Below are 23,292 nucleotides of genomic sequence, written 5' to 3' on the forward strand. Positions count from 1 at the left end.
CGTCCCAGGGGGATTCGAGAGGCGTTCCAGCGCCGTCCGGGACGATCTCCGCAGGGTCGGTCACCGCGGCAACGCCAGCGCGCTCACCCTTTCGGCCGAACCTCATTGTCCCCAAGCTGACGAGGATCACTAGGGTGCCGTCTTGTCCTGCTCGGATCTCGATAACATCCCGCCGAGCGGCCCCGCGAACGGCGTAACCCGTCCGGTTCCGGAATCATGGGCTGGACGCGGTCATCCTCATCACCGGAGAATCCGCGACATCGCGCAATGCAAGCGCCCTTCGGGGCGGACGTGGCTGTTCGACTGGAGATGCAACGTGTCCGGGCGCATCGAGGATTACGCACTGATCGGCGACATGCAGACCGCGGCATTGGTCTGCCGGGACGGGGCGGTGGACTGGCTGTGCCTGCCACGCTTCGATTCCCATGCCGTCTTCGCGAGCATTCTCGGCACCGAGGAACACGGGTTCTGGCGGATCGGCCCGGCGTTCCCGGCCGGTACCGAGGCCCCGCGTGCCACCCGGCGCCACTACCGCGGTGACTCGCTGGTCCTGGAATCCGAGTGGGACACCCCGCGCGGCTCGGTCCGCGTGATCGATTTCATGCCGCCCCGCGAGAACCACGCCCCGCAGATCATCCGCATCGTGGAGGGCATCAGCGGGCGCGTCCCCATGCGCTCGGCGCTCCGCATGCGCTTCAGCTACGGCCGGGTCGTGCCCTGGGTGCACCGGGTCGACGACCGGACCGTGGCCGTCGCGGGCCCCGACTCGGTCTGGCTCGACACCGACGTGCAGACCTACGGCAAGGACCTGACCACGTACTCCGACTTCACGGTCGGGCCCGGCGACCGGAAGGCGTTCTGCATCAGCTGGCAGCCCTCCCACAAGGAGCCGCCGCAGCCGCCCGAGGCCGAGGAGGCCCTGGAGGCCACCACCGAGTTCTGGCGGGACTGGGTCGAGCAGTGCACGTACCACGGCCCCTACCGGGAGGCGGTGATCCGCTCCCTGATCACCCTCAAGGCACTCACCTACGCCCCCACGGGCGGGATCGTCGCCGCGCCGACCACCTCCCTCCCGGAGGAGATCGGCGGCAGCCGCAACTGGGACTACCGCTACACCTGGCTCCGCGACGCCGCCATCACCCTGTCCTCGCTGCTGCGCACCGGCTACCGCGAGGAGGCCTCCGCCTGGCGGGACTGGCTGCTGCGCGCGGTGGCCGGCGACCCGGAGAACCTGCAGATCATGTACGGGATCGCCGGTGAGCGCGAGCTCGGCGAGACCGAGCTCGACTGGCTGCCGGGCTACGAGAACTCCGGTCCGGTCCGGGTCGGCAACGGCGCCGCCGGCCAGCTCCAGCTCGACGTGTACGGCGAGGTCACCGAGGCCCTGCACCTGGGCCACATGACGGGCCTGGCGCGCAACGACTACGCCTCCCTGCTCCAGCTCAAGCTGATCCGCTACCTGGAGACCAACTGGGACCAGCCCGACGAGGGCATCTGGGAGGTGCGCGGTCCGCGCCGGCACTTCGTGCACTCGAAGGTGATGGCGTGGGTGGCCGTGGACCGCACGATCAGGCTGATCGAGAGCGGGGACGCGGACGGTCCGCTGGAGCGGTGGCGCGAGCTGCGCGACGAGATCCACCAGGACGTCTGCGAGAAGGGCTACGACAAGGAACGCAACACCTTCACGCAGTCCTACGGGTCCAAAGAGCTGGACGCCTCCCTGCTGCTGATCCCGCAGATGGGCTTCCTGCCGCCGGACGACAAGCGGGTGATCGGCACCATCGAGGCGATCCAGCGCGAGCTGTCCACCCCCGACGGCTTCATCCTGCGCTACCCGACCTCGGGCGAGGAGGCGGGCGTGGACGGTCTGGAGGGCGACGAGGGCGCCTTCCTGGCGTGCTCGTTCTGGATGGCGGACGACCTGGCGATGATCGGCCGGGTCGACGAGGCCCGCCGCCTCTTCGAGAAGCTGCTCGCGCTCCGCAACGACCTGGGGCTGCTGGCGGAGGAGTGGGATCCGAAGCTCCAGCGCCAGGTGGGCAACTTCCCCCAGGCCTTCAGCCACGTCCCCCTGATCGACACGGCCCTGCGGCTGACGGCGAGCGGTGCGTACGGGGGCTGACTAACCTGGAGGGGTCGCAGGGGGTGTCTTGCCGATCGGGCCGGGCTCGATCGGCAAGACACCCCCTAGGCCTTTCCGCACCTTCCGCATCTCTCGGAAGGGGGTAGCCATGGCTCCCCTCTCGAAGGCGGGCACGGCACTCGCCGAGCTCCGCGAGGACCTGTCCGGCGCCGTCCTGGCTCCCGAGGATCCGGGGTACGACGAGGCCCGGGCCGTCTACAACGGGATGATCGACCGCCGGCCGGCCGTCATCGCGCAGTGCGAGAGCCCGGTGGACGTGGTGACCGCCGTGCGTTTCGCACGACGGCTCGACCTGCCGGTCGCGGTGCGCGGCGGCGGCCACAGTGTGGCCGGGATGTCCCTGAACGACGGCGGCCTGGTCGTGGACCTGCGCCGGATGCGGGCGGTGACGGTCCATCCCGGGGCCTCGTCCGTCAGCGTCGAGGGCGGCGCCACGATGAGCCATCTGGACCGGGCCTGCGAGCGGTACGGGCTGGCGACCACCGGCGGCCGCGTCTCCACCACCGGGGTCGGCGGCTTCGTCCTGGGCGGCGGAACGGGCTGGCTGGACCGCATGTTCGGCCTGGCCGTGGACAATCTGCTCGCCGTGGACCTGGTCACGGCCGACGGGGAGATGGTGACGGCGACCGCGGAGGACCGTCCCGAGCTGTTCTGGGGGCTGCACGGCGGCGGCGGGAACTTCGGCATCGCGACCTCCCTGACCCTGCGGCTGCACGAACTGCCGGTCATGTCCCTCGCGTTCCTGCTGTACCTGCCGGAGCACGGGCCCGAGATGGTCCGTACGTACCGGGACGTCATGGAGGACGGGCCGCGCGAGGCCGGCGGCGGCGCCATCTACCTGACCGGCCCGCCCGAGGAGTTCGTCCCGCCGCACCTGGTCGGCGCGCTGCTGGCGGGCGCCTTGGTCACGTACGCGGGGCCCGAGGAGGAGCTGCGGCGGCTCGTGGCGCCGCTGCTGGCGATCCCGCACGAGGTGGAGATGGTGACCGCCATCCCCTACGCGGATCTCCAGTGCATGCTCGACGATCCGCCGGGCCTGCGGAACTACTGGTCGGCGGAGTACCTGACCGGTGTGCCCGACGCGTTCGTCGACGTGTTCTGCGCCCGCGCGGACTCCATGCCGGTGCCCAGCGGCACCCAGCACGTGGTGTGGCCCCAGGGCGGCGCGATCGCCGAGGGGCCGGCCGACTACCCGGTGTCCTTCCGCGACGCGCCCTGGGCGGTGCACCCGTTCGCCGCCTGGGAGGACCCGGCCGACGACGACCGCTGCCGCCAGTGGGTCAAGGACGTCCGCGCCGACGTCCGGCCGTGGAGCACCGGCGCCGTCTACCTCAACTTCACCGGGGACGAGGGCGGTGACCGGGTGGCGGCCGGCCTCGGACCCGAGAACATGCGGCGGCTGGGCCGGCTGAAGCGGGAGTACGACCCGGACAACGTCTTCCGCTTCAACCACAACATCGCCCCCGCCTGACGGCCCGCCGGAGGCCTACGTGAGGGCGGTGATCACCTCCTGCGCCGCACGCGCCCCCTCGGTCGCCCCGCCTTCCATGAACCCCTGGAAGTCGTAGCTGCAGTGCTCTCCGCCGATGTGGACGCGGCCCTGGGCGGTGCCCTCGTACTTGGCGTACTTGTGCAGGTAGCCGGTCGGCCAGTACGAGTAGGCGCCGAGCGCGTACGGGTTGCGGTGCCAGGCCGACAGCTGTGCCTTGCCGGTCCAGGCCGCCTTGGTGCCGGGGAAGAAGGCGTCGATCCCGGTGAGCATCCGGCCCGCGAGGGCACGTACGTAGGGGTCGGAGTCGGTGGCGAAGGGGGTCGCCGGGGTGAGGGCGCCGGCCAGGGTGCCGCCGCCGTACTGGAGCAGGATGCCGCCGTTGCCCGGCTGGACCTTGGTGGTGTCCCAGGTCTGCTGGACCTCGCCGTCGGTGAAGCAGTCGCCGGCGGAGACCCCCGGCCAGGGTCCGGTGCCGCGCCAGGGGCGGCTGGTGAACTGCATGTTGAGCTTGGTGCAGTAACCCATGCGGGCGTCGCGCAGGAGGTTCTTCATCAGCGGGTCGAAGCCGGCGCCGGTGATGTCGATCCGCTGCAGGATGGGCAGCGGCAGGCACAGGATGGTGTGGTCGGCCACGACCGTCCGGGTGGCGCCCGCGTCGTTGAAGGTCAGCGTCTGGGTGCCGTCGGCGGAGACGCGTACGGCGACCAGCTCGCGGCCCATGACGATCGAACCGGCGGGCAGGGCCTGGGCGATGGCGTTCGGCAGCTGGTCGTTGCCGCCGGTGATGTGGTAGCGCTCGTTGGACAGGCCCCAGACGTTGAAGTTGCCCGGGTTGGGCTGGTAGCCCATCAGCAGGACCAGCGCGAGCGCGGACTGCTGATCGGTGTCGGCCCCGTACTCGACGTTGTACGCCACGTCGATGAAGCGGCCGAGCCGCGAGGTGTGTCCGCCGGGGATCCGGGTCTCGATCCACTGGTACAGGGTCATGTTGTCGAGGGCGGTGCCGGCCGGGGTCGTGGAGTTCCAGGAGACCTCGCCGGCCGCCTGGAGGTCGCGGCGCAGCGCCTGGTAGACGGCGTTGAAGTCATCGTCGGCCTGCTCGCGCGGATAGTAGGTCCCGTTGAACCAGAGGACCTCCTCCGCGCCGTTGGGGCCGCCGCCGAGGAAGTCCTCGGTGGGGAGGTCGAAGCGGCGGCACAGCTCGAGGATCTTCTTGTGGCTGGTGTCGATCAGCTCGCCGCCGATCTCGGAGGTCTGCCCGTAGGCCCACAGGGAGCGCTGGGTCCACATGCGGCCGCCGACGCGGCTCGGGTTGGCCTCGTAGAGCGTGCAGGGGACGCCCGCGTCCTTGAGGGTGAGGGCGGCGGTCAGCCCCGAGATGCCGGCGCCGACGATGGCGACGCGGGCGGGGGTGACGGGCTTCTTGTCGGCCTCCACGGCATGGGCGAGCGCGGGGGCGCCGGCCGCCGAGGCGACGGCGGTGCCGAGACCGAGGGCGGCGGCGCGGCCGAGGAGCTGGCGGCGGGTGGAGCCGCGGACCTCCGCCACGGGGAGCCCGAGCCGTCGGGCGGCGGCGTGTTCGGCGGCGAGCTGACGGAGCGCGTGCATGAGTGGCGTACGGGCCATGGCGGTGGCTCCTTCTCAGACGTTCGCGGCGGAGGTGGCGGGCTCGTCGGTGGGCTCATCGGTGGACTCGTCGGTGGACTCGTCGGTGCGCTCGGCGGCGTCCTCCAGGACGACGCGGCCGATGATCTCGTAGCGCGCGGGGGCCTTGTACTTCAGCCACAGACCCAGTCCCAGCCCGCCGAAGAAGACGAGCCCGACGATCCACGGGATCAGCGTGAAGAAGAACGAGTCGGCGGCCAGTCCGGCGGCCGTCTTCATGTTGACCAGCAGCAGGACGACCACGGCGGCCATGGCGACGCCGCCGATCAGCGGGGCCGTGAAGGTGCGGAACCAGTGCCGGTCCTCGGGGTGGTTCTTGCGGAAGTAGCCGATCACCGCGAAGGAGCACAGGGTCTGCACGATGAGGATGGCCATGGTGCCGAGGATCGCGAGCAGCGTGTACAGGTGGATGTACGGGTCCTGCCCGGTCAGCCAGAACAGCGCGACCAGGCCGGTGGCGATGGCCGTCTGCACCGTGGAGGCGATGTACGGGGAGCCGTGCTTGGCGTGCGTACGGCCCAGGCCCGGGTGGAGGAAGCCCTCGCGGCCGATGGCGTAGAGGTAGCGGGCGGCGCACTGGTGGAAGGCCATGCCGCAGGCGAAGGAGCCGGTGAGCAGCAGCCACTGGAAGGCGTCGACGGCCCAGGCGCCGATGAAGGTCTGGGTGGGGGCGAAGAACAGGTCGAGCGGGCTCGCGGAGGCGGAGAGCTCCACGGACTTGGTCAGGCCGTTGCCGGCGATGGTCATCCAGGAGACGTAGATGTAGAAGAGGCCGACGCCGACGACGGAGATCAGGGTGGCCTTGGGGATGACCTTCTTCGGGTTCCGGGACTCCTCCCCGTACATGGCGGTGGATTCGAAGCCGACCCAGGACCAGAAGGCGAAGAAGAGGCCGAGCCCGGCGGAGGCGCCGGTGAAGGCGTTCTTGGGGTTGAGGGGTTCGACCGGGATCCCGTCCGGGCCGCCGCCCGCGATGAGCACGGCGGTGGCGACGGCGAAGAGGACGGCGATCTCGGCGATGAGCATCACGCCCAGCGCCTTGGCCGTGAGGTTGATGTCGAAGTGCGCGAGGGCCGCGGTGATCGCGAGCATGCCGGCCGCGTAGACGATCCAGGGCAGGTCCACGCCGAGCTGGTCGTGGACGGTGGTCTTGGTGAAGTACGAGAAGACGCCGACGATCGAGGCCTCGAAGACGATGTAGGCCAGGACCGCGAGCATCCCGGAGGCCATGCCGGCGATCCGGCCGAGGCCGTGCGAGATGTACCCGTAGAAGGCGCCGGCGGCGGTGATCCGCTTGGCCATGGCGACGTAGCCGACGGCGAAGACGGTCAGGACGGCGGTCGCGAAGAGGTATCCGGCGGGGGCGCCGATGCCGTTGCCGAAGCCGACGGCGATGGGCAGGTTGCCGGTCATCGCGGTGATGGGAGCGGCGGTGGCGACGGCCATGAAGACGACACCGACCAGGCCCACGGAATTGGCTTTCAGCCTCTGGACCTGGGGTGCGCCGCCACCGGTGCTGCTGTCCGTGCTCATGGCTCCTCGTTCCTGTCGTGAGGGCGCTCACTCTCGCCCCGCGTGACGTACGCCACAATCGGCATGCAGTCCGATAATCTCCTTGCAGGGGCGACGAGTTGTCGGGCCGGACGGGGGTTCATGGGACCCCGTAACCGCCCGGTGATGTGCACGGAACAAGAGCCCCGGTAGCGTCCGCCATATGGACAATCAGGGCGGGATCACGGTTCAGCGGGCACTTGAGCTGCCGGGGCTGCGCAGCGGACTTCCCGAGGTCGTGGCCTGTGCCGACCGGCTCGGCCGGACCGTGCGCTGGGTGCACGCGGGCGAGGTCCCCAACATCGCCTCCCTGCTCAAGGGCGGCGAGCTGCTGCTGACCACCGGCCTCGGCCTCGGTACCCGCCCCGCCGAGCAGCGCGCCTTCGTACGCCGCCTCGCGGACCGGGGCATCGCCGCACTGGTCGTCGAGCTGGGACCCCGCTTCACCCGGCTCCCGGCGACCTTGGTGGAGACGGCGCGGGCGGTCGGCCTCCCCCTCGTCCAGCTGCACCGCGAGGTCCCCTTCGTGACCGTCACGGAGGAGGTCCACACCGAGATCGTCAACGGGCACTACGCCCTGCTCCAGCGCGCCGAGGAGGTCCACCGGCGCTGTACGGAGGCCCTGCTCGACGGCGGCGGGATCCCCCAGGTCCTGCACATCCTGGCGGACTTCACCGCGAACCCGGTCTTCCTGGAAACCCCCGACGGCCAGTTGCTGTACGCGGCGGGCCCGGTCGCCGGCGAGGCCGCGGCGGACCCGCTCCAGGTGTGGGAGGGCCTACGGGGCCAACGCGACGCGGAGCCCTCCGGCAACGCCGTGGTGGTCGACGTCCCGGGCGGCGGCCGCGGCGCGGGCTCGGTGCGGGCCCGGCTGGTCCTGCTGGGGGTGTCCGCGCCGCTGCTGCCCGTGCACCGGATGGCCGCGGAGCGGACCGCTGGCGTACTGGCCGTCGTGCTGATGCAGGCCCGGCAGGAGGACGAGCTGGCGGCGCGCGGCCGCGGCGACTTCCTCACGGACCTCGCCGAGGGGCGGATCTCGGCGGAGGACGCCCCCGCCCAGGCCCGCGTCCTGGGCTTCAAGCCGGGACCAGGCCCGCTCCTGCCCATCGTCATGCGGCTGTCCTCGGACCTGGCCCCCTCCGGCAACTGGGCCGTGCTCGCCCGGGCCGTCCTGGAGGAACTCGCCTCCGTCGGCGTACCGGTGCTCCTCGGCGTCCGCCCGGTGGAAGGCCGCGTCCCCCTCCTGGTCTCCCTGCGCTCCGACGCCGAGCGCACGACGGTGTCCGACCGGGTCGCGGTGGCCCTGCGGACCGGCGTGGAGCGGGCGGGCCTGGACCGCGCGGGGGCCGCGCCGGCGGTGGTCGTCGGCGTGTGCGGCGGCTGGGCGACGGTCTCGGCGGGCCTGCGCCACGCGTCAGAGACGGCCACGGCCGCGCACGGACTCCCCGCCCGCCCCTGGTACGACGCCCGCCGCCTGGACATCGACCTGCTCCTGTGGCGGCTGCGCGAACACCCCGACCTGGCGGCCTTCGTGGACCGCGCGATCGGCGCCCTGCGCGTCCACGACACGGTCTCCCGGCCGCCGCTCCTCCCCACCCTGGAGACCTACCTGGCCCACGCGGGCCGCAAGGCGGAGACCGCGCGCGAGCTCCACCTCAACCGCCAGACCCTCTACAACCGCCTGGCCCGCATCTCGGAACTCCTGGGCGCGGACCTGGACGACCCGGAAACGGTCCTCTCCCTGAGCCTGGCCCTCCGAGCCCGCCGCCACACCATTCCCTCCTGACGTCAGGCGCGGGCGGCCGCCGCGGCGACGATCCAGTTCCGGAACTCGACGGCGTAGTGCCGCAGGTGGTGGTCCAGGACCTCGTCCGGGCACGTGACGGGGAAGTAGACCGTCAGGTCCGCGGTGAAACCGTCGGCCGTGTCGCCGAACTGGATCAGCGCCCGCCCGACGACGGTGCCGTCGGCCAGGAAGAGGTTGGAGGACATCTTGCGCGGAAACTCCGACTCCGGGAGCAGCTCGGCCGCGTCCTTGGCCCAGTCCAGCGCGTCCGTGCCCCAGCCACCCATGTAGAAGTCGGCGATGTGCGGGCCGATGTTCTCCACCACGCGCGCGCCGATCTCATCGGTGCCCATCACGTAGTGCTCGGGGTGCGCCGCGAGGAGCACGCGCTCGTCCCCCGCGAACGCCTTGTCCATCCAGCCCAGGAACTCGCCCGAGGTGAGCCCCTTCGCGGCGAGCACGGTGGTGCCCCCCTTGAAGGCGCCGTCCGAGGTGCGGGCGCTCTCGCGCAGGACGGCGTTGCCCGCCTCGATGTCCGCGGCCAGGAGGTCGAGGAGCCCCTGGCGGCCCAGCAGCGTCCGGAAGCGGTCCACGGCGCGGCGGGCGTAGAAGAGCTCGAAGTCGTCGATGCTCCCGCCGCCGGAGGGTCCGGCCTCGAGGGTCACGGTGACGGGCGGGAAGGTCTGGTCGATGGTCATGGTCGCACCTCCGATAGGATGCGAATGTGAATTCACATTCGCATCATGAGAGTACGCCGAGGAGTGCACCCGTTGTCAAAAGTCCCTGTTGAGAGCGGTGCGGATACCATCCGGGACATGACCGAGGAGCCCGAGCGCCCAGCGTCCTACCGCGAACCCCAGCAGGCCCGCAGTGCCGCGACCCTGGCCCGCGTCCTGCGGGCGGCCGAGGAGATCGCGTCCGCCGACGGCCTGGAGGAGATGACGATCGCCGGTGTCGCGCAGCGCGCGGGCGTCTCCGTCGGCACGATCTACCGCCGCTTCGAGGACAAGGAGCAGCTGATCACCGCCCTGACCGAGCGGATGCTGGAGCGCCGCGAGGAGTACGTGGCCGAGCGGCTGCGCACGGCCGAGCCCTCGCTCTCCGGCGTGATGGACGCCTACGCGCACGCTCTGCTGCAATCCTTCGCCGACAGCAGCCGCCTCTTCCCGGAGCTGCTGCGCACCCGCGGGAGCCGGTCACTGGACCGCGGCGCCCGCACCATCACCGAGCTCCACCGCCTCCTGCTCGAAGCGGCGGCCCCGTACACCGGCCAGATCCGCCGCTCCCGGCCCGGACAGGCGCTCGACACCGCGGCCCGCGCCGTCCTCGGCGCCTGCTTCCACAACTCGGTGCGCCCCGACCCCGCCACCGGCGAGGAGGCCAGGCGCCGGTACGCGGACGAGCTCGCGGACATGGCGATCGCCTACCTCCTCACCCCCGACCGGCGCCACACCGCCGGGACCTGAGCGGGACGCGCGAGCCGAGAGGGACGGGCTACCGCCGGCGCGAGGTCAGTTCGTCGTACACCGACAGGACCTGCGCCACCGTGTCGTCCTCCGACGGCCACGTCAGCGCCTGGGCCCGGCCCGCCACCGCCAGCTCCCCCCGCCGCGCGGGATCCGCCAGCAACCCGGCCACCGCCGCGGCCAGCACCCCCGCGTCCCCGTAGGGCACCAGCACCCCCGCCGCCCCCACCAGCTCCGGCAGCCCGCCCACCGCCGTGGCCACCAACGGCACGCCCAGCCGCAGAGCCTCCTGGGCGAGCGGCGACCGCGCCTCCCACCGGCTCGGCAGCACCGCGACGTCCGCCGCCGCGAGCAGCCGCGCGGCGTCGCGCCGCTGACCGAGCAGCCGCACCGGCAGGTGCTCCGACTGGATGCGCCGCGTGAGCTCCGCCCGCATCGGCCCCTCTCCCGCGATGACCAGCAGCGGCATCGGGTCCAGGTCACGCCATTCCCGCGCCGCGTCCAGCAGGACGGAGTACCCGCGCCGCGGCACCAGGCTCCCGACCGCGATCAGCAACGGCCGCTCCACGGCGCCGAGTTCCGCCCGGACCTTCCCGTGGTCCGGGGCATCCGAAGCCCCGGAGGGCTCGGTGGCCGCGGCGGCGACGGCCACCGCCGCCAGTCGCGCGTCCCGCGCTCCCCGCAGCCGGGCCAGATCGACCTGCGCCGAGGAGGCTCCGAGGACGATCGCCGCGGCCCGCGCGACGTGCCGTTCCAGCAGCAGGCTGAGCCGGCCGCCGCCGGGGCCGGCGCCGTGCCAGCTCACGACCAGGGGGACCCGCCGCCCGCGCAGGGCCAGCGCCGCGCGCATGCCCGCCCGTACGCCGTGCGCGTGCACCACGTCGGCCTCCACGCACTCGGCCCGCAGCGCGCTCACCGCGTCCGGGGTGAACCTCGCCCCGGCACCGGTGAAGTCGTACTCCCCCTCCGTCTCGACGGGCCCGCACACCGTGACCCGGACGCCGCGCGCGGCGAGCCCGGTGGCCAGCGACCGCACGTGCGCACCACCGCCGGCGCCGCCGAGCACCTGGACGGTGCGAAGGACGGGGACGGGGACCGGGACCGGGGAGCTGCTCACGGGCCGAAGCTCCAGGGTGAGGGAGGAAGAGGCAAGGACGTCGCTCAGAATGCCAGTCCGCACGCGCGTTCCGGGACCATACGGGTGCGGATCCCGTGTGAGATACCGCCACGACCCCCCGATCCTCACCCACACGGGCTAGCGGGGCGTCAGCAGGCTGACCCTGCCGACGACGAGAGGCCCTACGCGCCGCTCCGGGCCGCCGCGAGCAGCTCTTCCGCGTGCGCCCGCGCCGACGCCGAGTCCTCGTGGCCGGCCAGCATCCGCGACAGCTCGCGGATCCGCGCCTCGCCCTCCAGGACGGTGACGCCGCTGCGGGTCACGGACCCGTCGTGGGTCTTCTCGACCAGCAGCTGCCGGTCCGCGAAGGCCGCCACCTGCGGCAGGTGCGTGACGACCACGACCTGCGCCACCTTGGCCAGTTTCGCGAGCCGCCGCCCGACCTCCACGGCCGCCTTGCCGCCGACGCCGGCGTCGACCTCGTCGAAGAGGTACGTCGGCACCGGGTCGGAGCCGGCGAAGACGACCTCGACGGCCAGCATCACCCGGGACAGCTCACCGCCGGAGGCGCCCTTGGCGATCGGCCGCGGCTGGGCTCCCGGGTGCGGGGCCAGCAGCAGTTCGACCTCGTCGACGCCGGAGGGCCCGTACGCGACGAGCCGGCCGCCGACCTCGACCCCCTCGGGGTCCTCGGTCTGCCGGACGTCGATGGTGACCCGTGCGTGCGGCATCGCCAGGGAGGCCAGCTCCTCGGTGACCGCCGACGCGAAGCGGGTCGCCGCCTCGTTCCGTGCGTCCGTCAACGCCTGCGCCAGTGCGGAGAGTTCCAGCCGCAGCCCGTCCCGCTCGGCGGTCAGCTCGTCGATCCGCTCGTCGTCGCCGTCCAGCTCCAGCAGCCGTACGGAGCCGCGTTCGGCCCACTCCAGGACGGAGTCCACCGTGTTCTCGGGGTGCCCGGCGGATCCGTACTTCCGGATCAGCTGGGTCAGCGCCGCCCGCCGCTCCTCCACGGCCGCCAGGCGCAGCGGGTCGGCGTCCAAGTCGTCCGCGTACCCGGCGAGTTCCCCGGCCACGTCCCCGAGCAGGATGCCCAACTCCCCGATCCGCTCGGCGAGCGCGCCGAGCGCCGGGTCGTGGGAGCGTACGGATTCCAGTGCGCGGTGCGCGCCGGCGACGAGCGCGCCCGCGTCGACGCCCTCCGGGTCCTCGACGTTGCCCGCGAGGGCCGCGTGCGCGACCTGGGCGGCCGAGGACAGCGATTCGGCGTGCCCGAGGCGCTCCGCCTCCGCCGCAAGCTCGGTGTCCTCGCCCGAGAGCGGTTCCACGGCGGCGATCTCGTCGAGCCCGAAGCGCAGCAGGTCGGCCTCCTGGGCGCGTTCCCGGGCCCGGGTGGTGATCTCCTCCAGTTCCCCGGCGACGGCGCGCAGCCTGCGGTGGGCGGCCGCGTACTTCTCCAGGGGGACCGCGACGGCGTCGCCCGCGTACCGGTCGAGGGCCTGGCGCTGCCGGGCGGGCCGGAGCAGGCCCTGCTGGTCGGTCTGGCCGTGGACGGCGACGAGGTCGTCGGCGAGCTCGGCGAGCAGCCCGACGGGCACGGAGCGGCCGCCGACGTGGGCGCGCGAGCGGCCCTCGGCGGAAACGGTCCGGCTGATCAGGAGGGCGCCGTCGTCGAGCTCGGCCCCGGCCTCCTCGGCGCGCAGCGCGGCGGGGGCGTCCGGGCGCATGACGATGCGCCCTTCGACGACCGCCGCCTTGGCCCCGATCCGCACCAGGGCGGGGTCGGCCCGTCCGCCGAGCAGCAGCCCGAGGCTGGTGACGACCATGGTCTTGCCCGCGCCGGTCTCGCCGGTCACCGCGGTGAAACCGGGTGACAGCTCGACCACAGCGTCGTCGATGACCCCGAGCGACCGTATCCGCATCTCCTCAAGCACGGGACGACGATACCGAGGTTTCATGGGTGCCATGTGACGTCACCAGCCCGAACCGGCTCGAACAATCATGCTATTTACGTACGCATGCTGCGCGAACGGGGCCAGGACCCCGTACGCGACGGGGCTGCGGCCCTAGTGCGGAGCCCCGCGCCACCCCGACACCGGCAGCGCGAACTTCGCGACGAGCCGGTCGGTGAACGACGCGTGGTGCAGCCGGGCGAGCCGCACCGGCACCGCGCCCCGCCGGACCTCCACACGGGCCCCGGCCGGCAGCTCCACCGTCCGCCGCCCGTCGCACCACAGCACCCCCTGCGGGGTCCCGGTCTGCACCTCCACGGCCAGCACCGAGTCGGGCGAGGTCACCAGCGGCTTGGCGAACAGCGCGTGCGCGCTGATCGGCACCATCAGCAGCGCCTCCACCTCCGGCCAGACCACCGGCCCGCCGGCCGAGAAGGCGTACGCCGTCGATCCCGTCGGCGTCGCGCAGACGATCCCGTCACAGCCGAAGCCGGACACCGGGCGCCCGTCGATCTCCAGGACCACTTCGAGCATCCGCTCCGGGGACACCTTCTGGACGGCCGCCTCGTTCAGCGCCCAGTCCCGGTGCACGACGTCCCCGTTGGTCCGCACGATCACGTCGAGGGTCATCCGCTCCTCGACCTCGTACTCCCGCGTCACGACCCGGTCCACGACCTTGTCCAGGTCGTCCCGTTCCGCCTCCGCGAGGAAGCCCACCCGGCCCAGGTTGACGCCGAGCATCGGCACCCCGGAGCCGCGCGCGAACTCCGCGCCGCGCAGCAGCGTCCCGTCGCCGCCGAGCACGATCAGCAGCTCGCACCCGTCGAGCACCTCCGGGGTGCACTCGGACTCCGCCACCAGCTCCACCTCGGGCGGCAGCGGCAGGTCCACCGCCTCGTGTCGCAGCACCCGTACGCCCAGCCCGCTGCGCAGCAGCCCCTGCACCACCAGCTCGGCGCTGCGGATGGCCGCCGGCCGCCCGGTGTGCGCGAGCAGGAAGACGGTCCGCTTCCCCGACGCCCCGGACTTCCCCGACGCCCCCGAACGCTCCGACTTCCCTGACTTCCCCGACTGTGCCGGGTCCCCCGAAAGATCACTCACTGCGGCCCCTCCGCCACTGCACGATCAACGTCCGCCGGGTCGAGCACCGGTGCCCCCGCCCGCAGCCACAGAAAATACTCGACGTTGCCCGAGGGGCCCGGGAGCGGGCTCGCGGTCACCCCGAGCACGCCCAGGCCCAGCTTCCACGCCTGCGCCGCCACGTCCCGCACGGCCTCGGCGCGCAGCTCCTTGCTGCGCACCACGCCACCGCTGCCGAGCCGGTCCTTGCCGACCTCGAACTGCGGCTTCACCATCAGCACCAGATCCGCGTCCGGCGCGCAGCAGCGTACGAGCGCGGGCAGCACCAGCCCGATCGAGATGAAGGACAGATCACCGACGACCAGGTCCACGGGCACCCCGTCGATCAGCTCCACCGTCAGCTCGCGCACGTTGGTGCGGTCCTTGACGGTGACCCGGTCGTCGCTCTGCAGGGACCAGGCGAGCTGCCCGTAGCCGACGTCCACCGCCATCACGTGGTCCACCCCGGCGCGCAGCAGCACGTCGGTGAACCCGCCGGTCGAGGCGCCCGCGTCCAGCGCCCGGCGGCCCTCCACGCGCAGCCCCTCGGGCTGGAAGGCCGCGAGCGCCCCCGCGAGCTTGTGGCCGCCCCGGGAAACGTAGTCGGGGTCGCCGTCGTCCTTGAGGACGACGAGGGCCGCGCTGGTCTCGACCTGGGTGGCCGGCTTCGTCGCCGTGTTGCCGCCCACGGTCACCCGGCCGGCGGCGATCAGCTGCGCGGCGTGCTCGCGCGAGCGGGCCATGCTGCGGCGTACCAGTTCGGCGTCCAGGCGGCGGCGTGCCACTCCTGCCACGATCGGTTCAGCTCCTGTTTTCGTAACGACGAGGGCCTTCGGTCGCGTCCAGCGCGGTCAGCGCGGAGCGCAGCCCCCTGTGCACATCCTCGTACACCTCGACGTGTCCGTCCGCCGGGAGGTGGTCCACGTCCGCCAGCCGCTCCAGCGCGGCGTCCGCTCCGGCGTGCCCGGTGGGAGTGCGTACGAGTCCCAGCGCGGCCGGCCCGGCGGGCGCGGCCGGGGCTGCGTCCGGAGCCTGGACCGCGTCGGGCACTTCTTCGTTCATGCCCCCGACGCTACCGCGTAGGGCGACCGCGACCGCGCACGGCTCTGCGGTACGGTCGGGATCACGATGGCTACGATCGAGGAGTGCCGTGCGGCACTCGACCAACTCTCCGACAACCTGGCGCGGGCCGAAGGCGACGTGCGCGGTGCGACCGCGCTCGACCGCTCGCTGAGCTGCCACATCACCGACCTGGACCGGACGTTCACGGGCCGCCTCGCCGGAGGCGAGATCCGCGTGGACGCGGTGGCCCCGGGCCCGCCGGCCGCCAAGGCCGAGATCCGGCTCGCGATGACCGGCGACGACCTGGTCTCCCTGGTCGCCGGCGACCTGAAGTTCCCCAAGGCCTGGGCCTCGGGCCGCATCCGCCTGGAAGCGGGCTTCCGCGACCTCCTGCGCCTCAAGAGCATGCTGTAGAGCCCCGGGAGGCGGCGCCGCACACCTACTCCGCGTGCGCCACCACCGGGCGACGAGCCACCCGCGCCGCGGGAATGACCAGCGGCGTCCCCGTCTCCGGGTCGGGAATGACCTGGCACCGCAGCCCGAACACCCGCTCCACCAGCTCCGCCGTGACCACCTCGGCGGGCGGCCCCTCCGCCACGACCCTTCCGTCCCGCATCGCGATCAGGTGGGTGGCGTAGCGCGCCGCGTGGTTCAGATCGTGCAGCACGGCGACCAGCGTCCGCCCCTGCTCCTCGTGCAGCTCCGCGCAGAGGTTCAGCACCTCGATCTGGTGCTGGATGTCCAGGTAGGTCGTCGGCTCGTCCAGCAGCAGCAGCGGCGTCTGCTGCGCCAGCGCCATCGCGATCCACACCCGCTGGCGCTGCCCGCCCGACAGCTCGTCCACCGCCCGGTCCGCGAGCTCGGCGACCCCGGTGGAGGCCATCGACTCCTCCACGATCCGCTCGTCCTCCCCCGACCACTGCCGCAGCAGCCCCTGGTGCGGGTAGCGGCCCCGCGCGACCAGGTCCGACACCGTGATCCCGTCCGGTGCGATCGAGGACTGCGGCAGCAGCCCCAGGGTCTTGGCGACCTTCTTCGCCGGCATCGACCCGATCGCCTGACCGTCCAGCAGCACCCGGCCCGCCGTCGGCTTCAGCATCCGCGACAGGGCGCGCAGCAGGGTGGACTTGCCGCAGGCGTTGGGGCCGACGATCACGGTGAAGGACCGGTCGGGGATCTCCACCGACAGGTTCTCGGCGATGACCCGCTGGTCGTAGCCGAGGGTCACGTTCTGCGCGGTCAGCCGCTGCACTTGCCTGCTCCTCTGGTCGCTCATGTCCTTCCGGCCCCTCTGGTCGCTCATATGCGGCCCGCCTTGCGCTCGGTGACGAGCAGCCAGAGCAGGTAGCAGCCGCCGATCAGCCCCGTCACCACTCCCACCGGCAACTGGTCGGCGCCGAAGGCCCGCTGTGCGGCCCAGTCGGACACCAGCAGCAGGAGCGCGCCCATCAGCGCCCCGGTCAGCAGGCTCGCCCCCGGTGAACGGGTCAGCCGGCGCGCGAGCTGCGGCGCGGCCAGCGCGACGAAGCTGATCGGCCCGGCCGCGGCGCTGGCCGCGGTGGTGAGCAGGATCGCCGCCACCATCAGCAGCAGCCGGGTCCGCTCGACCCGCACCCCGACGGCGTACGCCGCGTCGTCGCCCATCTCGATCATCCGCAGGGCCCGGCTCTGGCCGAGGACCAGCGGGAACAGCACCGCGCAGGTCGCGAGCAGCGGCCAGACCTGCGCCCAGTCCCGGCCGGCCAGCGAGCCGGTCAGCCAGACCATCGCGCGGGTGGCCTCGACGAGCTGCGCCTTCGTCAGCAGGTACTGGATGACGGCGACCAGCATCGCGGAGGTGCCGATGCCGACGAGGACCAGCCGGTAGCCGTGGATGCCCCGCTTGTACGCGAGCAGGTACACGGCGACGCCGGCCACCAGCCCGCCCACGAGGGCCCCGGCGGCCACCTCGCCGGCGCCGCCGTGGAACAGCACGATGACCAGCAGCGCGCCGACGGACGATCCGTAGCCGAAGCCCAGTACGTCCGGCGAGCCGAGCGGGTTGCGCGAGACGGACTGGAAGACGGCGCCGGCCATGCCGAGGGCCGCGCCCACCAGCAGGCCGACCAGGACCCGCGGCAGCCGCAGGTCGTTGACGATGAACTCGTGCGCCGGCGTGCCGTTGCCCAGCAAGGTCCGTACGACGTCCCAGGGGGCGATGTCGAAGTCGCCGGTGCCGATGAGCAGGACGGCCGCCGCCGCCACGAGCACCAGGAGCAGCGCCCCGACGCCCAGCGCGCGCCGCTCCAGGCGCAGCGACAGGCCGCCGGGCAGGCGCACCGGCCGTGGCCCGGTCCTGCCCCTGCGCGCCGTGTCGGGTGCGTCGGTCACTGTCACAGCTGGGCCATCCTCTTGCGCCGGACGAGGTAGATGAAGACGGGTCCGCCGATCAGCGCGGTGACGATGCCGACCTGGAGTTCGGCGGGCCGGGTGACGACCCGGCCGATGACATCGGCGCCGAGCAGCAGGACGGGCGAGAGCACCGCCGAGTACGCGAGCACCCAGCGCATGTCCGGGCCGGTGAAGAACCGTACGAGGTGCGGGATCATCAGGCCGACGAAGACGATCGGCCCGCAGGCGGCGGTCGCGGCCCCGCACAGCAGGGTGATGGCGATCATCGCGCCGATCCGGGTCCGCGTCAGGTGCGCGCCGAGCGCCCGCGCGGTGTCGTCGCCCATGGCCATGGCGTTGAGCGGCCGGCCCAGGCAGAGCGCGAGGACGGCGCCGACCACCAGGAAGGGCGCCACCTGCCGGACGGTGTCCATGTTCGCGGAGGCCAGCGAGCCCACGGTCCAGAAGCGGAGCTTGTCCAGCGCCTTGCTGTCCATCAGCTGCACGGCGTTGATGTACCCGACGAGGGCCGCGGTGGCCGCCGTACCGGCGAGCGCCAGACGCACGGGCGTGGCGCTGCGGCTGCCGCCGAGCACGTACACGACCACGGAGACGACGGCGGCGCCGAGGAAGGCCCACCACACGAACTCGCTCAGCGAGGACGCCCCGAAGAAGCTGATGGCCGATACGACGGCCGCCGCGGCCCCCGCGTTGACACCGAGGATGCCCGGCTCCGCCAGCGGGTTGCGGGTCAGGGCCTGCATCACGGCGCCGGACAGCCCGAGGCCGAGGCCGACGAGCACGCCCAGCAGGGTCCGCGGGACCCGCAGGTCCCGTACGACGACGTCGGAGGCCGTCCCGGAGTAGTGGAACAGGCCGTGCCAGACCTCGTGGAGGGGCATCTGCTTGGCGCCGACGGCGACGCTCGCCACCACGATCAGCGCGAGCACGCCGAAGGCGGCGAGCAGACCGGCGGCTCGCGCACCGTGGCGCGAGCGGGTGGCGGCGGCCGGCGGCGCGCTCGGTTCTTCGGGGGGACTCTCGACCAACACGAAAGTTAGGTTAGCCTACCCTCCGCCTTGCCCGATCCTCCCGAACAGCCCTCCGACCAGGCCTTAGGTCCTTCCCGCCCGGCCTACAGCCCCAGCCGGGCCAGTGCCTTCCCCGCGTCCAGCCCGCACGAGCCCTCCCCCGCCTGCGTCCAGGCCGCCGCGCACAGCGCCCGCAGCCCGTCCATCGCACCGTCGGCGGCATCCGCACCATCGGCCCCGCCGCCCGCGTCCGCACCGCGCAGCTCCAGTACGCCGTCCAGCGCCACCGCGGTCCACTCCCCGCAGCGGAACCCGCCCCCGGCCGCCGGGACCACCTCCGGCTGCCCGGTCAGCAGCCCGCGCAGGTCCCGGTCCACGTACGTCGGCCGGTACTTCGGCTCCGCCCGCAGCAGCTGCGCCCCGTCCGTCACCCCGGTCAGCACCAGCAGCGAGTCCACGTCCCCGTTGAAGGCGCCCTCGATGTCGGTGTCCAGCCGGTCACCGACCACCAGCGGCCGCTTGGCCCCGGTACGCAGCACGGTCTCGCGGTGCATCGGGGGCAGCGGCTTGCCCGCCACCTGCGGGTCCGCGCCCGTGGCGATCCGTACGACCTCCACGGCGGCCCCGTTGCCCGGCGCGATCCCCCGCGCCCCCGGAATGGTCAGGTCGGTGTTCGAGGCGTACCACGGCACCCCCCGGTTGATCGCGTACGAGGCCTCCGCGAACCGCCCCCACGGCAGATCGGGCCCTCCGTACCCCTGGACCACCGCGGCGAGCCCCTCCTCCTCCGCGGAGTCCACCGGCACCAGCCCGCGTTCGCGCAGCGCGACCCGCAGCCCCTCGCCACCGATGACCAGCACCTTCGCCCCGGGCTCCACCTGTTCGGCGATGAGCCGGGCCACCGCCTGCGCGGAGGTGATCACCTCGCCGGCCTCCGTCGGGATGCCCAGCTCGCTCAGGTGCTCGGCGACCGCGTCCGGGGTGCGCAGCGCGTTGTTCGTCACATAGGCCAGGTGCATCCCGTCCGCCCGGGCCGCCGCGAGCGAGTCCACGGCGTGCGCGATGGCCTCTCCGCCCGCGTACACCACCCCGTCGAGGTCCAGCAGAGCCGTGTCGTACGCCTGGTGCAGACTGCGCTCACTGCCCGCGGGAAGGGTCCTGCTCTGCCGGGTCATGGTGGCTGCTCCTCCTGGGGGCACGTCCCAGCGGTAGCTGGGGAGAGATCGATCTTGTCCGGTTTCCGTACTCCCCCGATCATCCCGCATGGCGAGACGGGTCTTACGATTCACCAATGACCACATCTGGCACCGCGGACCACGGACTGCGCCTGATCCCGTTCCATGGCCTGCGCTATGTCCCCGAGCGCGTCGGCAGCCTGGCCGCCGTGACCTCGCCGCCGTACGACGTGGTCGTGCGCCCCGACGGACTCAACCACCTGGAGTCCGCGGACCCCCACAACATCGTCCGCCTGATCCTCCCGCAGGCCGACACCCCCGACGCCCGCAACCAGCAGGCGGCGCACACCCTGCGCGACTGGCTCGCCGAGGGCATCCTCAGCGCCGATCCGGTACCCGCGCTCTACGTCTACGAGCAGCGCAGGGGCGAGCTCCTCCAGCGCGGGGTCATCGGTGCCCTCGCCCTCTCCACCGCGGACGCCGGGATCGTCCTCCCCCACGAGGACGTCATGCCGCACGTGGTCACCGACCGCGCCGGACTGATGCGCGCCACTTCGGCGAACCTCGAACCGCTCCTCCTGACCTACCTGGGCGACGATCCGGCGGCGGGCGCGGCCGCGGTCGTGGAGCGCACCGCCCGCTCCACCCCGCTGTTCTCCACCACCACCGAGGACGGCTTCCAGCACCGCCTGTGGGCGATCACGGACCCCGCCGACCTGGCGGCGATCACCGCCGACCTGGGTGAGCGCCAGGCCCTCATCGCCGACGGCCACCACCGCTGGGCCACGTACCTGCGCCTCCAGGAGGAGCACGGCTCCCCCACCCCCTGGGACTTCGGCCTGGTCCTCCTCGTCGACACCGCCCGCTACCCGCTCCAGGTCCGCGCCATCCACCGGCTGCTCCGGCGCCTGGCCCCGGCCGCCGCCCTGGCCGCCCTCGACGGCCGTTTCCGGGTCCGCACCGTCGACGGCCCGCTGCCGGCCGCCATGGCGGCCCTGGCCGAGGCCGCGGAGCTCGGCAACGCCTTCCTGCTCACCGGTGACGGCACCTTCCACCTGGTCACCGACCCGGAGCCGGCCCTGATCGAGCGCACGGTCCGGGGCGACCGCCCCGAGGCCTGGCGCCGGCTGGACGCCACGGTCCTCCACGCGACCCTGCTGGACACGCTCTGGTCCGTCCCCGACGCACCCGACCAGATCTCCTACATCCACGACACCGAGGCCACGGTGGAGATGGCGGAGCGCCTCGGCGGCACGGCCGTCCTGCTGCACCCCGTACGCGAGGCGGTAGTACGGGAACTGGCCCGCCAAGGCGTGACGATGCCGCGCAAGTCCACCTCCTTCGGCCCGAAGCCGGCCACCGGTCTGGTGCTGCGCAGCGTGGACTGAAGGTCCCCCGACCAACGAAAAAGGGCGGTACCCCCATCGGGGGTACCGCCCTTCTCAGCTCACTCAGCCGTCGTCGCGGACTCCGGCCTCGCGACGGTCGTCGTCCTCGTCGAGAACGACGATCTCGTCGGTGACGTCGACATCGGCGTCACCTTCGTACTCGTCGTCGTCCTCGTCGTAGTACTCGGCCTGGTCGGAGGCACGCTCGGCCGCCACGACCTCCGGGTCGTCGTCGTCCTCGTCGTCCTCGTCGTCCTCGTCCTCGTCGTCGAACTCGTCGTCGACCTCGACGTCCGCATCCACGTCCGAGTCCGAGTCCGCGTCCGAGTCCTCGGCGGAGGCGTCGACGAACTCGACACCGTCCAGCTCGGCGAGCCGGTCGGAGGCGTCCGTGGCCCCGTCCTTGTCGGCCTCGAGGGTCTTGGCGAACCACTCGCGCGCCTCGTCCTCACGACCGGCCGCCAGCAGGGCGTCGGCGTAGGCGTACCGCAGACGCGCGGTCCACGGCTGCACGGAGTTGGAGGCCAGCTCCGGGCTCTGCAGGGTCACGATGGCAGCATCGAGCTGGTCCATGTCCCGGCGGGCACCGGCCGCGACCAGACGCATCTCGACCTGTCCGGCCTTGTCCAGCTTCTGCACCTCGGGCTCGCCGGCCATGGCCAGCGCCCGCTCCGGACGGCCGAGGCCGCGCTCGCAGTCGGCGATGACGGGCCACAGCTCGACCGAACCGGTCATCCGCTTGGCGGCGCGGAACTCCGCGATCGCCTCGGCGTACTTCTGGTTGGCATACGCGGCGAAGCCGGCGGCCTCGCGCACGGCGGCGACACGGGAGGCCAGACGCAGGGCGATGCGCGAGTACGCGTACGCCTGCTCCGGGTCCTCGTCGATCAGCCGGGCCACCATGACCAGGTTCTTGGAGACTTCCTCGGCCAGGCCCTTGGGCAGGCTCAGCAGCTCCTGGCGAACGTCGGAGTCGATCTCGAAGCCGGTGACGTCGTCATCGATCGGAAGCCGCTTGACCGGGTCCCGGTCCGCACGGAAGTCACGGTCGCCACCACGGTCGTCACGACCACGGAACCCACCACGGTCGCCACCGCGGTCATCGCGACGCGGGTACGACGGACGGTCGCCGCCAGAAGGCCGGTCGTCGCGACGCGGGTAGGAGGGACGGTCGCCGCCAGAAGGCCGGTCGTCGCGACGCGGGTAGGAGGGACGGTCGCCGCCAGAAGGCCGGTCGTCGCGACGGGGGTAGGAGGGACGGTCGCCGCCACGGTCGTCACGGCCGCCACGGAATCCACCGCGGTCGTCGTCACGGCGGGGGTACGACGGACGGTCGCCACCGGAGGGACGGTCATCGCGACGCGGGTACGACGGACGGTCACCGCGGTCGTTCCCACGGAAGCCACCGCCGGAGGGGCGGTCACCGCGGTCGTCGCGGCGGAAGCCACCGCTGGAGGGACGGTCGCCACCGGAGGGACGGTCGTCGCGACGGGGGTAGGAGGGACGGTCGCCGCCACGGTCGTCACGGCCGCCACGGAATCCACCGCGGTCGTCGTCACGACGGGGGTACGACGGACGGTCGCCCCGGTCGTTGCCACGGAAGCCGCCACCAGAGGGACGGTCGCCGCCAGAGGGACGGTCGTCGCGACGGGGGTACGAGGGACGGTCGCCGCCACGGTCGTCACGGCCGCCACGGAATCCACCGCGGTCGTCGTCACGACGGGGGTACGACGGACGGTCGCCACCGGAGGGACGGTCATCGCGACGCGGGTACGACGGACGGTCGCCCCGGTCGTTCCCACGGAAGCCACCACCAGAGGGACGGTCCCCACCACGGTCGTCGCGGCGGAAGCCACCGCCGGAAGGACGGTCGCCACCGGAGGGACGGTCGTCGCGACGGGGGTACGAGGGACGGTCGCCGCCACGGTCGTCACGGCCGCCACGGAATCCACCGCGGTCGTCGTCACGACGGGGGGTA

General features: G+C 72.8%; 19 protein-coding genes and 1 pseudogene. 6 read left to right on the plus strand and 14 right to left on the minus strand.

The features are described 5' to 3' along the window. The first annotated feature begins 316 nt into the window (after positions 1-316). Together ACFYYB_RS25865 and ACFYYB_RS25870 are read left to right on the plus strand one after the other, a co-directional pair. Positions 317-2,122, plus strand: a complete 1,806-nt coding sequence (locus tag ACFYYB_RS25865) for a glycoside hydrolase family 15 protein (protein WP_389437832.1) — start codon at positions 317-319, stop codon at positions 2,120-2,122. 109 nt (positions 2,123-2,231) lie between these two features. After that, a complete protein-coding gene (locus tag ACFYYB_RS25870; RefSeq protein ID WP_389437834.1) occupies positions 2,232-3,614 on the plus strand; it encodes an FAD-binding protein in 1,383 nt (460 codons plus the stop codon). 15 nt (positions 3,615-3,629) lie between these two features. Here the strand turns inward: ACFYYB_RS25870 and ACFYYB_RS25875 are convergent, their stop codons facing one another. Together ACFYYB_RS25875 and ACFYYB_RS25880 are read right to left on the minus strand one after the other, a co-directional pair. Continuing rightward, positions 3,630-5,261, minus strand: a complete 1,632-nt coding sequence (locus ACFYYB_RS25875) for a flavin monoamine oxidase family protein (protein ID WP_389437838.1) — start codon at positions 5,259-5,261, stop codon at positions 3,630-3,632. Between the two features lie 15 nt (positions 5,262-5,276). Further along, positions 5,277-6,833, minus strand: coding sequence for an APC family permease (locus ACFYYB_RS25880; protein WP_389437840.1), 1,557 nt, complete (start codon positions 6,831-6,833; stop codon positions 5,277-5,279). 181 nt (positions 6,834-7,014) lie between these two features. Between ACFYYB_RS25880 and ACFYYB_RS25885 the strand changes: the two genes are divergently transcribed. Beyond that, positions 7,015-8,637, plus strand: coding sequence for a PucR family transcriptional regulator (locus ACFYYB_RS25885; protein WP_389437842.1), 1,623 nt, complete (start codon positions 7,015-7,017; stop codon positions 8,635-8,637). Positions 8,638-8,639: 2 nt separating this feature from the next. Here ACFYYB_RS25885 and ACFYYB_RS25890 read toward each other — a convergent pair whose 3' ends face one another. Next, positions 8,640-9,335, minus strand: a complete 696-nt coding sequence (locus ACFYYB_RS25890) for a hypothetical protein (protein WP_389437845.1) — start codon at positions 9,333-9,335, stop codon at positions 8,640-8,642. Positions 9,336-9,452: 117 nt separating this feature from the next. Here ACFYYB_RS25890 and ACFYYB_RS25895 point away from each other — a divergent pair, with 117 nt between their 5' ends. Continuing rightward, positions 9,453-10,103, plus strand: a complete 651-nt coding sequence (locus ACFYYB_RS25895; RefSeq protein ID WP_389437849.1) for a TetR/AcrR family transcriptional regulator — start codon at positions 9,453-9,455, stop codon at positions 10,101-10,103. A 28-nt stretch (positions 10,104-10,131) separates the two neighbouring features. Here ACFYYB_RS25895 and ACFYYB_RS25900 read toward each other — a convergent pair whose 3' ends face one another. From ACFYYB_RS25900 to ACFYYB_RS25920, 5 genes are all read right to left on the minus strand, one after another. Then, positions 10,132-11,220 carry a glycosyltransferase family 4 protein gene (locus ACFYYB_RS25900; RefSeq protein WP_389437852.1) on the minus strand — a complete coding sequence of 363 codons (1,089 nt, stop codon included), beginning with the start codon at positions 11,218-11,220 and terminating at the stop codon, positions 10,132-10,134. Positions 11,221-11,402: 182 nt separating this feature from the next. Continuing rightward, complete coding sequence (gene recN, locus ACFYYB_RS25905; protein WP_389437920.1) at positions 11,403-13,139, minus strand: DNA repair protein RecN; 1,737 nt, start codon at positions 13,137-13,139, stop codon at positions 11,403-11,405. 144 nt (positions 13,140-13,283) lie between these two features. Continuing rightward, entirely contained in the window at positions 13,284-14,270 is a 987-nt protein-coding gene (locus ACFYYB_RS25910) for an NAD kinase (protein ID WP_389437853.1), read from the minus strand. After that, positions 14,267-15,082 (minus strand): TlyA family RNA methyltransferase, encoded by an 816-nt coding sequence (locus ACFYYB_RS25915; RefSeq protein ID WP_389437855.1) that lies wholly within the window; start codon positions 15,080-15,082, stop codon positions 14,267-14,269. The genes ACFYYB_RS25910 and ACFYYB_RS25915 overlap by 4 nt, the downstream gene beginning before the upstream one ends. Positions 15,083-15,089: 7 nt before the next feature. Beyond that, complete coding sequence (locus ACFYYB_RS25920) at positions 15,090-15,350, minus strand: hypothetical protein (RefSeq protein ID WP_389437858.1); 261 nt, start codon at positions 15,348-15,350, stop codon at positions 15,090-15,092. Positions 15,351-15,416: 66 nt separating this feature from the next. On the opposite strand from ACFYYB_RS25920, the gene ACFYYB_RS25925 reads away from it, so the two are divergent. After that, complete coding sequence (locus ACFYYB_RS25925) at positions 15,417-15,764, plus strand: sterol-binding protein (RefSeq protein WP_327307455.1); 348 nt, start codon at positions 15,417-15,419, stop codon at positions 15,762-15,764. Positions 15,765-15,789: 25 nt separating this feature from the next. Here the strand turns inward: ACFYYB_RS25925 and ACFYYB_RS25930 are convergent, their stop codons facing one another. The 4 genes from ACFYYB_RS25930 to ACFYYB_RS25945 form a co-directional block, all read right to left on the minus strand. Further along, positions 15,790-16,653 (minus strand): ABC transporter ATP-binding protein, encoded by an 864-nt coding sequence (locus ACFYYB_RS25930; RefSeq protein ID WP_389437862.1) that lies wholly within the window; start codon positions 16,651-16,653, stop codon positions 15,790-15,792. Then, positions 16,650-17,726, minus strand: a complete 1,077-nt coding sequence (locus ACFYYB_RS25935; protein ID WP_389437865.1) for a FecCD family ABC transporter permease — start codon at positions 17,724-17,726, stop codon at positions 16,650-16,652. The genes ACFYYB_RS25930 and ACFYYB_RS25935 overlap by 4 nt, the downstream gene beginning before the upstream one ends. After that, positions 17,723-18,772: a FecCD family ABC transporter permease gene (locus tag ACFYYB_RS25940; RefSeq protein ID WP_389437866.1), complete on the minus strand. Its 1,050-nt coding sequence runs from the start codon at positions 18,770-18,772 to the stop codon at positions 17,723-17,725. The genes ACFYYB_RS25935 and ACFYYB_RS25940 overlap by 4 nt, the downstream gene beginning before the upstream one ends. Positions 18,773-18,855: 83 nt before the next feature. Then, the gene (locus ACFYYB_RS25945) at positions 18,856-19,926 is read right to left on the minus strand and encodes an HAD-IIA family hydrolase (protein ID WP_389437870.1); all 1,071 of its coding nucleotides are present in this window, start codon (positions 19,924-19,926) and stop codon (positions 18,856-18,858) included. Between the two features lie 116 nt (positions 19,927-20,042). On the opposite strand from ACFYYB_RS25945, the gene ACFYYB_RS25950 reads away from it, so the two are divergent. Continuing rightward, positions 20,043-21,314 carry a DUF1015 family protein gene (locus tag ACFYYB_RS25950; protein WP_389437873.1) on the plus strand — a complete coding sequence of 424 codons (1,272 nt, stop codon included), beginning with the start codon at positions 20,043-20,045 and terminating at the stop codon, positions 21,312-21,314. Between the two features lie 63 nt (positions 21,315-21,377). Here ACFYYB_RS25950 and ACFYYB_RS25955 read toward each other — a convergent pair whose 3' ends face one another. Both ACFYYB_RS25955 and ACFYYB_RS25960 read right to left on the minus strand, forming a co-directional pair. Next, a complete protein-coding gene (locus ACFYYB_RS25955; protein ID WP_389437922.1) occupies positions 21,378-22,217 on the minus strand; it encodes a hypothetical protein in 840 nt (279 codons plus the stop codon). 324 nt (positions 22,218-22,541) lie between these two features. Next, positions 22,542-23,292, minus strand: a pseudogene (locus ACFYYB_RS25960) (hypothetical protein); the annotation flags it as partial.

Source organism: Streptomyces sp. NPDC002886 (assembly GCF_042888445.1).
GTDB lineage: Bacteria > Actinomycetota > Actinomycetes > Streptomycetales > Streptomycetaceae > Streptomyces.

Excerpts from the sequence above, each read along its gene's own strand:
- ACFYYB_RS25885 (WP_389437842.1), top strand. The coding sequence starts at position 7,015 with ATGGACAATCAGGGCGGGATCACGGTTCAGCGGGCACTTGAGCTGCCG.
- ACFYYB_RS25925 (WP_327307455.1), top strand. The coding sequence starts at position 15,417 with ATGGCTACGATCGAGGAGTGCCGTGCGGCACTCGACCAACTCTCCGAC.
- recN (WP_389437920.1), bottom strand. The coding sequence starts at position 13,139 with ATGCGGATACGGTCGCTCGGGGTCATCGACGACGCTGTGGTCGAGCTG.
- ACFYYB_RS25895 (WP_389437849.1), top strand. The coding sequence starts at position 9,453 with ATGACCGAGGAGCCCGAGCGCCCAGCGTCCTACCGCGAACCCCAGCAG.
- ACFYYB_RS25920 (WP_389437858.1), bottom strand. The coding sequence starts at position 15,350 with ATGAACGAAGAAGTGCCCGACGCGGTCCAGGCTCCGGACGCAGCCCCG.
- ACFYYB_RS25950 (WP_389437873.1), top strand. The coding sequence starts at position 20,043 with ATGACCACATCTGGCACCGCGGACCACGGACTGCGCCTGATCCCGTTC.
- ACFYYB_RS25945 (WP_389437870.1), bottom strand. The coding sequence starts at position 19,926 with ATGACCCGGCAGAGCAGGACCCTTCCCGCGGGCAGTGAGCGCAGTCTG.
- ACFYYB_RS25880 (WP_389437840.1), bottom strand. The coding sequence starts at position 6,833 with ATGAGCACGGACAGCAGCACCGGTGGCGGCGCACCCCAGGTCCAGAGG.
- ACFYYB_RS25955 (WP_389437922.1), bottom strand. The coding sequence starts at position 22,217 with ATGGTGGCCCGGCTGATCGACGAGGACCCGGAGCAGGCGTACGCGTAC.
- ACFYYB_RS25930 (WP_389437862.1), bottom strand. The coding sequence starts at position 16,653 with ATGAGCGACCAGAGGGGCCGGAAGGACATGAGCGACCAGAGGAGCAGG.
- ACFYYB_RS25890 (WP_389437845.1), bottom strand. The coding sequence starts at position 9,335 with ATGACCATCGACCAGACCTTCCCGCCCGTCACCGTGACCCTCGAGGCC.
- ACFYYB_RS25870 (WP_389437834.1), top strand. The coding sequence starts at position 2,232 with ATGGCTCCCCTCTCGAAGGCGGGCACGGCACTCGCCGAGCTCCGCGAG.
- ACFYYB_RS25875 (WP_389437838.1), bottom strand. The coding sequence starts at position 5,261 with ATGGCCCGTACGCCACTCATGCACGCGCTCCGTCAGCTCGCCGCCGAA.